Annotated in this window: 4 protein-coding genes; all 4 read right to left on the bottom strand. The window is 65.4% G+C overall.

What is annotated here, in order from left to right:
• Positions 1–23: 23 nt before the first annotated feature.
• A complete protein-coding gene (gene glgX, locus KZJ38_RS36835) occupies positions 24–2,351 on the bottom strand; it encodes a glycogen debranching protein GlgX (RefSeq protein ID WP_246641937.1) in 2,328 nt (775 codons plus the stop codon).
• Positions 2,352–2,510: 159 nt separating this feature from the next.
• Positions 2,511–4,748 carry a 1,4-alpha-glucan branching protein GlgB gene (gene glgB, locus KZJ38_RS36095; RefSeq protein ID WP_219801776.1) on the bottom strand — a complete coding sequence of 746 codons (2,238 nt, stop codon included), beginning with the start codon at positions 4,746–4,748 and terminating at the stop codon, positions 2,511–2,513.
• Positions 4,741–8,214, bottom strand: coding sequence for a maltose alpha-D-glucosyltransferase (gene treS / locus KZJ38_RS36090; RefSeq protein WP_219801775.1), 3,474 nt, complete (start codon positions 8,212–8,214; stop codon positions 4,741–4,743). Before treS ends, glgB begins: the two co-directional genes overlap by 8 nt.
• Positions 8,215–8,221: 7 nt before the next feature.
• The gene (locus KZJ38_RS36085; protein ID WP_219801774.1) at positions 8,222–11,737 is read right to left on the bottom strand and encodes a maltotransferase domain-containing protein; all 3,516 of its coding nucleotides are present in this window, start codon (positions 11,735–11,737) and stop codon (positions 8,222–8,224) included.
• Between the last annotated feature and the right edge of the window lie 567 nt (positions 11,738–12,304).

Genomic DNA, 12,304 nt, shown 5'->3' with positions numbered 1-12,304 from the left:
CGGCGTCTGCCGCCGCGGCAGCATCACGCGCCGGGCTCGGGCGGCCGTGCAGTCAGCAGACGCGAGCCGTGCTGTTCGCCGGCCATCCATCCAGCCTGCCAGTCCGCCTCGCCGGACGGCCGCGCGGCGAGTACCACAAGCGCACGCGCGGCCACTTCGAGATCGGGCGATGCGAGCGGATGCGGCGGCGCATCCGGGTCCGCCGAATCGACTAGCACGTGCCATTCCAGATGCGGCGGCGGAGGCGTGAAGCGCAATGTGTCGGCCGACGCGTTCAACATCATCAACAATACTTCCGTTTCGCCGCTGAGTCCCGGACCCGCGCGACGCAGCGTGAAAGCGCGGCCTTCCGGGTCCTGCCATGCCTCGATCGACAGCGGCTCGCCGCGCTCGTCGAACCAGCCCACGTCGTAGAGCCCCGGCAGCACCTCGCGATCGCCGACCAGAAAGCGCGTCTCGCGCAGCAACGGATGACGTTTGCGCAGCGCGATCATTCGTGCGACGAACGCGGTCATCCGTTTGCCGTCCGGTGTATCGGCGAGATGCCAGTCGATCCACGAGATTTCGTTGTCCTGGCAGTACGCATTGTTGTTGCCGCGCTGGGTGCGACACGCTTCGTCGCCGGCCAGCAGCATCGGCGTGCCGAGTGCGATCAACAAGGTGCCGATCATCGAACGCGCGACGCGTGCACGCGTTTCTTCGATCGCGGCAGCCGCCGCCGCGGCTTCGGCCGACACCTGTTCGGCGACGGCCTGCTCCTGCTGGGCATCGTTGGACGGTTCGCCGCTGCTGGCTTCGGCGCCGGTCGCACCATCGGTCGATTCGCCACTGGCGTCACCGCCCGCCGTCAACGCGCTAACCGGTCCTTCGACACCCCAATTCGAACTGTAGTTTTCGTTATGACCGTCGTTGTTGTTTTCGCCGTTGATCTCGTTGTGCTTGCGCTCATACGAAACCATATCCGTGAGCGTGAAACCGTCGTGCGACGCGACGAAATTGATCGACGCGGTCGGTTTGCGAAAGCGCCGGTTGAACAGATCGGCGGAACCGGTCAGGCGCGCGGCGAGGTCGGGGCGCAGGCCCGCGTCGCCGCGCCAGAAGCGCCGCACGCAATCGCGAAAGCGGTCGTTCCATTCGGCGAAGCCGGGCGGATGGCCGCCGAGCTGATAGCCGCCCGGCCCGATATCCCATGGCTCCGAGATCAGCTTGCGCTGCGACAGCACCGGGTCCTGGCGAATCGCGTCGAAAAAGCCCGAGCCCGGATCGAAGCCCGCCGCCTCGCGGCCGAGCGTCACGCCGAGATCGAAACGGAAGCCGTCGATATTGAACGCCGTCGACCAGTAGCGCAGCGAATCCATCACCATCTGCAGCACGCGAGGATGCGTGACGTTGACCGTATTGCCGCAGCCCGTATCGTTGATGTGGTGGCGCTCGTCGCCGGGAATGAGGCGGTAGTAGCTCGCGTTGTCGAGGCCGCGCCACGACACGGTCGGACCCGTCTCATTGCCCTCGCACGTGTGGTTGTAGACGACGTCGAGAATCACCTCGATGCCCGCCGCGTGCAGCTGCCGCACAGCGATGCGCATTTCGTCTAGCCGGTGCGACGTCAGATACGAAGGCTCAGGCGCAAAGAACGCCGCCGTGTTGTATCCCCAGTAATTTCGCAGGCCGCGCTCGACGAGAAAACGGTCGTTCAGGAACGCATGCACAGGCAGCAGCTCAACGGCCGTCACGCCGAGCTTTAACAGATGATCGATAAACTCCGGCGAAGCCAGCGCCGAAAACGTGCCGCGTTCGGGCGGACGCAGATCGCCGCGCAGCATCGACGCGCCGCGCACATGCGTTTCGTAGATCACCGTGTCGCCCCACGGCACATTCGGCCGCCGGTCGTGCGTCCAGTCGAACGCCTCGTCGACCACCACACATTTGGGCATCGCCGGCGCCGAGTCGCGCCGGTCGATCGACAGGTCGAGCCGGTTCGAATGCATGCGGTAGCTGAAGAGCGCGTCCGACCAGCGGAATTGTCCGAGCAGCTTGCGCGCATACGGATCGAGCAGCAGCTTGTGCGGATTGAAGCGGTGACCGTGCTGCGGCTGATACGGCCCATGCGCGCGAAAGCCATACACGGTGCCCGGATGCGCATGCGGCAGATAGCCGTGCCACACCTCGTCGGTGCATTCGGGCAGCGCATAGCGCCTGATTTCCTTGCGGCCGCCCGGTTCGAACAGGCACAGCTCGATGCTGTGCGCGTTAGCGGAAAAGACCGCGAAATTCACTCCCAATCCATCCCAGCTCGACCCCAGCGGATAGGGCGAGCCCGGCAACAGCCGGTCGGGCAGTACATGCGACATGGTTCCCGTTCCTTGTTTCGGCTTGTGCGTGTTCGGGGCTCAAAGCAGCGAAACCGCGACGAAACTACGACGAAACCGCGATACAACGGCAACGCAACCTCAACGCGACGGCACAGCAAACGCGCCGTCACTACGCTGCGATGTGCCGCGAAGTGTCCATCAATCCGCGCGCAGCACGATCGTCGCCAGCGGCGGCAGCACCAGCGACGCCGATTGCGGCCGGCCATGGCTCGGCACGTCCTCGGTATGAATGAGACCGCCGTTGCCGAGATTCGATCCGCCGTAGATGGCCGCGTCCGTGTTCAGAATCTCGCTCCATCGTCCGTGGCGCGACATGCCGACGCGGTAGCCTTGCCGCGGCACCGGCGTCAGATTGCAGACCGCGACGATCTCGCGTCCGCTGCCGTCCATGCGCCGATACGCGTATACGCTGTTTTGCGCATCGTCGCCGATGATCCATTCGAAGCCGCCGGGCTCGCTATCCATCTGATACAGCGCGGGCTCGGCGCGATACATGCGGTTCAGGTCGCGCACGAGCTTTTGCACGCCGTGATGCAGGTCGTCGTCGAGCAGATGCCAGTGCGGCGAGCCGTCGTGATCGAATTCGGCGAACTGCCCGAACTCGCCGCCCATAAACATCAGCTTCTTGCCGGGGTGCGTCCACATGAAGCCGAAATACGCGCGCAGGTTCGCGAAGCGCTGCCAGCGGTCGCCGGGCATCTTGCCGATCAGCGAGCCTTTGCCGTGCACGACTTCATCGTGCGACAGCGGCAGCACGAAGCGCTCCGAATACGCGTACACCATGCCGAAGGTCATGTTGTGGTGATGCCAGCGGCGATGCACGGGGTCTTCGTGCATATAGTGCAGCGTGTCGTGCATCCAGCCCATGTTCCATTTGAACTGGAAGCCGAGGCCGCCGCTGTCGACCGGCGCCGTCACGCCGGGCCATGCCGTCGATTCCTCGGCGATGGTAATCGCGCCATGGATGCCGGGCATATGCTGTACTTCGTGGTTAAGCCGCTTCAGAAACGCGATCGATTCGAGATTCTCGCGGCCGCCATAGATATTCGGCACCCATTCGCCGGCCGCTCGCGAATAGTCGCGGTATAGCATCGACGCAACCGCATCGACGCGCAGGCCGTCGACGTGATAGCGCATGAGCCACGCAAGCGCGGACGCGACGAGGAACGCGCTGACCTCGTTGCGGCCGAGGTTGTAGATCATCGTGTTCCAGTCCTGGTGATAGCCTTCGCGCGGGTCCGAGTGCTCGTAGAGCGGCGTGCCGTCGAACTGCACGAGCCCATGCGAGTCGTTCGGAAAGTGCGCGGGCACCCAGTCGAGAATCACGCCGAGGCCAGCCTCGTGCGCGCGGTTCACGAAGCTCGCGAACTGCTCGGGCTTGCCGAAGCGCGCCGAAGGGGCGAACTGCGAGAGCGGCTGATAACCCCACGAACCGCCGAACGGATGCTCGGCGATCGGCATGAACTCGATATGCGTGAAGCCCATTTCCTTCGCGTATGGAATGAGCCGGTCCGCGAGCTCGGACCAGTCGAGGCCGCGATGGCCTTCCTCGGCGATGCGCAGCCACGACTCGGCATGCACTTCGTAAATCGAAACCGGTGTACGCGGCGTTTGCAGGTTGCCGCGCGACTCCATCCATTCGCGATCGGTCCACGCGAACTGCTCGATCTCGTCGACATGCGCGACGATCGACGCGGTCGCGGGCGGCTTTTCGGTCTGCATCGCGCACGGGTCGGCCTTAAGCGGCAGCGGGTGGCCATCGCGCGTCAGCATCTCGTACTTGTAGCGCGTGCCCGCGCCGATCTGCGGCACGAACAGTTCCCAGACGCCGGCCTGATGGCGCAGCCGCATCGGATGACGCCGGCCGTCCCATGCATTGAAGTCGCCGACGATGGACACCCGTCGCGCGTTCGGCGCCCACACCGCGAAGCGCACGCCCGGCACGCCGTCGAGCACGATTGGCCGCGAACCGAGGCATTCGAGCACCGCATACGGATCGCCCCAGGCGACGCGCTGCAGCGGTTCATCGCCGAGCACCGGTCCGAACGCATAGGTATCTTCGATTTCCTGCACGGGCCCATGCCAGTCGATGCGCAGCCGGTACGGCACCGCTTCGCTGACGGGGCCCGCGAACAGTCCGCCCGCGTGCACCTGTTGCAGTTCGCCGAGCGCACGCCCATCGTCGCGTGCGACGACGCTGACGCGCGCGGCGTTCGGCAGCATCGCGCGAACGACGGGCCCCGCCTCGGTCTGATGCATGCCGAGCTGCGAGAACGGATCGGGATGGCGCGCATCGACGAGTGCGTTCAGATCGAGCGGGTTCAGCCCCGCCATGGCACGCTCCGCGGCGTGATGCACATTGCTTTGCTCACTCATAGTCGCCCTCTGCGGCGTCGTTCGGCGGCGCGCTGCCGCCCGGTGAATGCTGTATCGGGCCGCCCGGCGGCGTGCCCGTGTCGCCGAGCAGGCGGCTCGTGAGCGCCGCGAGCCCGCGTACCGGCAGACCGAGCCACGACGGCCGGTTCGCCGCTTCGTAGCGGATCTCGTACGCGGCCTTTTCGATCAGGAACAGGTCGAGCAGGGCTTGCTCATCGGCAGGCGCGACGGTCGGCTGCGGCGATGCCTCGAGCGCCCTGCGGTATTCGGCGAGGAACGCCTCGGCCGCATGCGTGCGGAAGCGGTCGAACAGCGCGCGTTTGCGATCGGCAGTCGGCTGCGGCGCGGCCTCGGTGGTCGACTGCGCGGCGGCGCTCGCATACGACAGCGAGCGCAACAGCCCCGCCACGTCGCGCAACGGGCTCGACTTCGCGCGACGTTCTTCGAGGCTGCGCGCAGGCTCGCCTTCGAAGTCGATCAGGAACGCGTCGCCCTGCGCGACGAGCACCTGGCCCAGGTGGAAGTCGCCGTGAATGCGCGTGCGCAAGGCGCTCGCATCGGCATTGACGAGATTCTCGACGGCCTCGACCAGCCGCTCGCGCCGGTCGAGCACGCTGCGCGCGAGCAGCAGCGAGTCTTCGGACAGATGATCGGTGCTCTTTTCGAGCACATCGAGCGCGGCCGCGAGCATCGACTGCGTGCCGTCGATCCACGCGCGCACCTGTTCGGCCGTGGCGGGCTCGGGCGAGAAGGCCGGATCGTCGGACGGCGTGGCGAGCACGACATGCAGTTCGCCGAGCCGTTTGCCGATCATGCCGATAAACATCGAGTAGCCTTCGAACGCTTCGTCCTCGTTGATGCGGTCCTGCATCGGCTCGCCGTCGATCGCCAGCGCGAGTTCGTCGATCGTGCGCCGCAGATAATCGAGCGCCCAGTTCCACGCATCGCCCTGGTTGTCGACAAAGCCCTGCAAAATCGACAGCGTATGCGGCACGCCTTCCGGATCGACGCGCACCACTTCGCCAAACAGCGGCGCCGTGTTCGAATAGCCGCGCAGCGTCAGATAGCGCGTCATTTCCGCTTCGGGATGCACGCCGTTCATCAGGCGCCGCACGAGCTTCAGCACGATCGCATCGGCAATCACCAGCGAGCTGTTGCTTTGCTCGGCTGCGAGCCAGCGGATTTCGGGCGCGTCGCCGAGGTCGAGTTCGTCGAAACGGTCGGTCGGGATAAAGCGGATCTCGCTCTTCTGCACGGTTGGCACCGCGGCGCGCTCGCGCAGCTTTTTAAGCGTGCCGTACGCGAATTGCGGCAGCGCGAAGGCGTCGGTCAGGTGCCCGATATTGCGCGCGCGCCGCACGCGCGCGAGCGCGAGTTGCATGAAGAGCGGCGTGGTCGTATCGGTGCCCCATGTAATCGCGAGCGGCAGCACATAGCGCTCGGTATGCTCGTTGCCGCTGGTTCCGACGTCCGCTTCGATTTCGGTGAACGCGAAGCCCGCTTCAGGAATGGTCGTCAGCGCGGCGAGACGCACCGCATTGAGCTTCTGGTCCTTCGAAGCGAACCACCGCCGCCGCACGAGCCACGACGGCAGCACTTCCGATTCGAGCAGCCGCACGTTTTCGGGCGTCGGTCCGAGTTGCCCTTCGCGGATCACGATCGTCACGAAATCGGGCAGCGCCTCGGACGGCGCCTGGCTCCATGTCGGCCGCTGATTGCTCGAGCACAGCAGGAACCACAGGAAGCCGTACGGCGGAAACGTCAGCAGATAGCTGAGCTGGCCGATCGCGGGGAACACCGAATCGGACGTCATTTCGACGGGCACGGTGCCCGCGAATTCGGACAGATCGAGTTCGACCGCCTGCGGCGCGCGCGACAGATTCGCGACGCAGAGAATCGCCGGCTCGCCGGGCATCTCGCGCAGATACGCGAGAATCTTGCGGTTGCTCGGTTTCAGGAAACGGATCGAGCCGCGGCCGAATGCGTGTTTCGAGCGGCGCGTCGCGAGCATGCGGCGCGTCCAGTTCAGCAGCGAATGCGGATCACGGCTTTGCGCTTCGACATTCACCGCATCGAAGCCGTACAGCGAGCCCATCACGGGCGGCAACACGAGTTGCTCGGGGTCCGCGCGCGAGAAACCGCCGTTGCGGTCCGACGACCATTGCATCGGTGTACGCACGCCGTCGCGGTCGCCGAGGTGAATGTTGTCGCCCATGCCGAGTTCGTCGCCGTAATAGATGACGGGCGTGCCCGGCATCGACAGCAGCAGCGAATTGATCAGTTCGATGCGGCGCCGGTCGCGTTCCATCAGCGGCGCGAGGCGCCGGCGTATGCCGAGATTGAGCCGCGCGCGGCGATCGGTCGCGTACGTGTTCCACAGATAATCGCGCTCGGAATCGGTGACCATCTCGAGCGTCAGTTCATCGTGGTTGCGCAGGAAAATCGCCCACTGGCAGCTGTCGGCCAGATCCGGCGTCTGCTTCATGATGTCGGTGATCGGAAAGCGGTCTTCGCTCGCGATCGCCATATAGATGCGCGGCATCAGCGGGAAGTGGAACGCCATATGGCATTCGTCTTCGTTGCCGAAGTATTCCTGCACGTCTTCCGGCCACTGGTTCGCTTCGGCGAGCAGCATCCGGTTCGGATACTCGGCGTCGATCGTCGCGCGGATCTTCTTCAGGACGGTGTGCGTTTCGGGCAGATTCTCGTTGTTCGTGCCTTCGCGTTCGACCAGATACGGCACCGCGTCGAGGCGCAGCCCGTCGATGCCCATATCGAGCCAGAAGCGCATCACCTGCAGCACTTCGCGCAGCACGGCGGGATTGTCGAAGTTCAGATCGGGCTGGTGCGAATAGAAGCGGTGCCAGTAGTACGCGCCCGCTACGGGATCGTGGGTCCAGTTCGACGGCTCGGTGTCGATAAAGATAATGCGCGTGCCCGTGTATTTCTGATCCGTATCGGACCACACGTAGTAGTTGCGATGGTTCGAGCCGGGCTTCGCGCGCCGCGCGCGCTGGAACCACGGATGCTGATCCGACGTATGGTTGATCACGAGCTCGGTGATCACGCGGATGCCGCGCGCGTGCGCTTCCTGAATAAAGCGCTTCACATCGCCGAGCGTGCCGTAGTCCGGATGCACGTTGCGATAGTCGGCGATATCGTAGCCGTCGTCGCGGCGCGGCGACGGATAGAACGGCAGCAGCCAGATCGCATCGACGCCGAGTTCCGCGATGTAGTCGAGCTTCGCGAGCAGACCGGGGAAATCGCCGATGCCGTCGTTGTTCGCATCGAAGAACGACTTGATGTGAACCTGATAGATGATCGCGTCCTTGTACCAGAGCGGATCGTCGGACAGCGTCGACGTCTTGCGGCGCCGCGCGGGCCGATGCTCCACGACCGGCTCTTCGACGGTCGGATCGGCGATCGTTGCCTGTAATGCGTTATCAGAAGGATCGTCACGCTTCATGTCGCACCTATTCCGAGAATGGGTCGGCGAAGCCGCTGCCGGTGAGGGTTGGGTCGGCCGCGTTTGCCGCCTCCGGTATCGCTTCGCGCGGCAGGCCGCCCGCGGGTTCGATACGCCAGATCGCGAAAGGCCGGGTGTTCGGATCGAGCCGCACGTGCTGCCAGCGGCCATGCCACTGGAAGCGCTCGCCGCTCATCTGATCGACTACGTCTACTGCGGCGTGGTCGTGCAATTGCCAGCGGTTAAATGTCGACCATGAGAGTTCGATATCCGCGCCCTGTTCGTTGAACGGATCGAGGTTGATCGCGACGACGATCACGTTGTCGCGTGCGTCGGTCGCCTTCTCGAAGAACAGCACATGGTCGTTGTGCGCGGGCAGGAACGTGAGACCGAGATGCGTGTGCAAGGCCGGATTCGCGCGGCGAACGCGATTCAACGCGCTGATCTCGCCGACGATATTGCCGGGCCGGTTCCAGTCCCATGCTCGCAGCTGATACTTTTCCGAATCGAGATATTCCTCGCTATTCGGCAAGGCGGCAGCTTCGCACAGCTCGAAGCCGCTATAGACGCCCCACAGTCCCGACAGCGTGGCCGCGAGGGCCGCGCGAATCACGAAGCCCGCGCGCCCCGACCATTGCAGATGGCGCGGATTGATGTCCGGCGTATTCACGAAGAAATTCGGCCGGAAGTATTCGCGCAGATTAGTCTGCGTGAGCTCGGTCAGATACTCGGTGAAGTCGCGCTTCGATTCGCGCCACGTGAAGTACGTGTACGACTGCGAGAAGCCGACCTTCGCGAGACGCGCCATCACGCGCGGCCGCGTGAACGCTTCGGAGAGGAAAATCACGTCGGGGTGCCGCGCGCGCACGTCGGCGATCATCCATTCCCAGAACGGCAGCGGTTTCGTGTGCGGATTGTCGACGCGGAAGATGCGCACGCCTGCATCGATCCAGAACAGAATCACGTCGCGCAGCGCGATCCACAGGTCGGGCTTCGCGTCGTGCGCGTAGAAGTCCGGGTTCACGATGTCCTGGTATTTCTTCGGCGGGTTTTCCGCGTAGCGCAGCGTGCCGTCGGGGCGCCATGCGAACCACGTCGGATGTTCCTTCAGCCACGGGTGATCGGGCGAGCATTGAATCGCGAAGTCGAGCGCGATTTCGAGGCCGTGCTCGTGCGCCGCCGCGAGCATGCGGCGGAAGTCGTCGAGCGTGCCGAGTTCGGGATGCACGGCTGTATGGCCGCCCGCTTCGGAGCCGATCGCATACGGACTGCCGACATCGTCGGGGCCGGGCGTCAGCGTGTTGTTGCGGCCTTTGCGGTTCGCCATGCCGATCGGATGGATCGGCGGGAAGTACAGCACGTCGAAGCCCATATCGCGAATGCGCGGCAATTTTCCGATCACATCGTCGAAGGTGCCGTGGCGATGCTCGTCGTCGCTCATCGAGCGCGGGAAGATCTCATACCAGCTCGCGAAGCGCGCAGCCGCCCGCTCGGCGTCGATCCGGTAGATCACGCCGTCGCGCGATAAGCCCGGCCGGTGGCGCGCAGCAGCGACGGCCTGCGCGGTCGACGGCGCGAGCACCATGCGCAGCCGCTCCGGCGTGTCGGCTTTTGTGAATTCCTTGACCACCTTCTTGAGCGGTTTCGGGTCCGCGACGCTTTCGTCTGCGCTTTGATCTGATTTGCCCGCGTTCTTGCCTTCGGTTTCGTTGGCCGTTTCGCCTTCGGCGAGCGCCAGCGCTAACAGATGCTTCGCTTCCTCGATCTCGAGCTCGACGGTCTGGTTCGCGTTGAGCTTCTTCTGCATATGATCGACAAGCGACGCGAAGTCGTCGCGCCAGGCGATCACCGTGAACTCGTGGCGGCCCACGCGGTCGAGCGGAATGTGCGCTTCCCACAAGTCGTTGCCGGCGGGCTGCACGGGCGTCATCGGCACTTCGTGCCACGCGGTTTCATCGGCGGCGCGCCAGATCACGGCGGCCGCGATCTTGTCGTGTCCTTCGGCGAAGATCGCGGCCGTGATCGGCACGCGTTCGCCGACCACGCGCTTGGCCGGAAAGCGCCCGTAGTCGACCGACGGCGACACGCTTTCGATCGCGACGCGCGGCGCTGCGATCGCGTCGAGCACGGTCTTGCGCGCGGAAGTCTTGCTGGTGCGCTTGTCGATAGGCGGCGCGAGCTGGATCGGCTTGTCGGGCACCACGCCGACCAGCGTGAAGCCGGCCGGCGCGATCGAGAACGGCTTGAGCGGCACGGGCGCCCGCTCTGCGCGCGCGTCGCCGCGTTCGCCGGTCGCCGTCAGCGGCACAAAGCGCGTAAAGCCGCCGGGCACGCCATCGAGGAAGCGCGCGGGGTCGGCGCGCACCGGTACGCTCAGTTCAGGGTTGAACGCGGCCAGTACTGCTTCTTTCGCGTCGCGCAGGTCGGGGGTGTCGCCGCGCAGCAGCACGGCGAGCGGCGCGTTCGGCGCGCTCAGCATGCGCAGCGCGCCGGCGGTCTGCAAGGTCCATGTATCGCGCTGCAAGGCGTTGGCGCGCTTGACGGCGCCGCTCAAGTCAAAGCGCCGCGCGCGGCATTGCTCCGCGAAGGCGTGCGCATCGCCACGCAGATACGACATCGGTTCGGCGACGCCGTACTCGAAGCCCATCGGCATCATCCAGCCGGTGCCGATTGCCGTCGCGGCGGCGAGTCCGCGCCGGTATGTGCGTTCGACGATGGTGGCGTCGTGCGTGTCGGCGACGTCGTCAATCAGGCGCGTACCGTACGGCGCCTCAGGAAACGCGATCGGCGCACCGACGCTTTGCAACGCTTCGTGCTCGTCGACCATCCACGACGCGCGGAAGTCCCACCAGCGCGACGAAGAGAACACGCTGTCGAAGCCCGTGCCCTGGAGCGCCAGCACATCGGCGCGCGTGAGCCCCGGTGTCGCGGCCAGAAAGCGCACCGACGGATGCTGCTCGCGCACGGCCACGCGCAGGCGCCGCCACGCGACGTTCGGCACGCGATGCGGCGAATCGAAGCGAAAGCCGCCGACGCCGGCCTGCGCGAGCGTGCGCAGCACCTCGGCCCACCAGTCGATCAGGTGCGCGGTCGCTTCGCCGTGAAAATTCGCGTAAGCGACGTTGTCCTCGTGCCGCGCATGCCGCGGATCGAGCCGCGCTTCTTCGGGCTCGAACGGATGGAACCAGTCGCGATGCGCGTTGAAGAGCGCGCCGTCGGCCGCGACGCGATCGATCACAAGATCGACCAGCAGCGTGAGGCCGTGCTGACGCGCGGTTTGGGTAAGACGCGAAAGCGCGTCCGCGGCGTTTTCGCCGGCGCCGAACACCGGGTGCAACTGCGCATGATCGCTGACGATCTGCGTGTGCCCGGCGGCCCCTGGCTTGAACAGCGCGCCGATCAGGACATGGTCGAAACCGAGCGAGGCGGCGTGCTCGAAATGAGCGGGCCACGCGTCGAGCGGGCCGGCGAGCAGGGAGTGAATAAAGTAGATCCGCGGCGCATAGGCATGGGGAGCTTCCATCGATCGTTTCCAGATTCGTCCTGCCGCGGCGTGGATGCACCGATTGTGCGATCACGGCCGCTCATTGGGCTGTCAGAGCCGGATGCCGCGCGGTGCTCGTGCGACGGCGCCTGTGTCTGGCATGGCGTGTACGTGTTGTGTGTCTTCCCGCTACGGGTTCCTTATGTCACATAGTCTCGTCCGGATTTCGTCAGACTGACCGCTCCGACCACTCGTCACAATTTAGTGCATGGAGCGCAAGGCCGCCTCACCGATTCGCAACGCCGCTTGCAGCGGAGCACGGCGCGGTGTTTCCGCGGGCGAAGCCGGACCGCCTGAGTGTCCCCGCCAGTGTGTCGGTTACAAGGCAGCCGGATCGTACGAAAGCGTATGACAAAGGCAGCCAGTGGGGAGCAAGCGGTATGCCAATCGGCCGGCATGGCGCGTGGGGCGGTGCGCCGCGGCAAGCTCAGGCGCGGCGGGCATGGCGGCCCGCTGAGCCGCGGGCAAGCGCGCCGCCGCACGACGGCCGCCGCGCGGGCGCGCGGCGCATGTAAATCGGGAGAAAGCGCGGCTGACCTTACATGG

Origin of the sequence: Paraburkholderia edwinii, assembly GCF_019428685.1 — a bacterium.
Classification (GTDB): Bacteria; Pseudomonadota; Gammaproteobacteria; order Burkholderiales; family Burkholderiaceae; genus Paraburkholderia; species Paraburkholderia edwinii.
Note: the sequence above shows the minus strand (reverse complement) of the source record. Positions and strands in the feature narration are given on the sequence as shown.

Excerpts from the sequence above, each read along its gene's own strand:
- KZJ38_RS36085 (WP_219801774.1), bottom strand. The coding sequence starts at position 11,737 with ATGGAAGCTCCCCATGCCTATGCGCCGCGGATCTACTTTATTCACTCC.
- glgB (WP_219801776.1), bottom strand. The coding sequence starts at position 4,748 with ATGAGTGAGCAAAGCAATGTGCATCACGCCGCGGAGCGTGCCATGGCG.
- treS (WP_219801775.1), bottom strand. The coding sequence starts at position 8,214 with ATGAAGCGTGACGATCCTTCTGATAACGCATTACAGGCAACGATCGCC.
- glgX (WP_246641937.1), bottom strand. The coding sequence starts at position 2,351 with ATGTCGCATGTACTGCCCGACCGGCTGTTGCCGGGCTCGCCCTATCCG.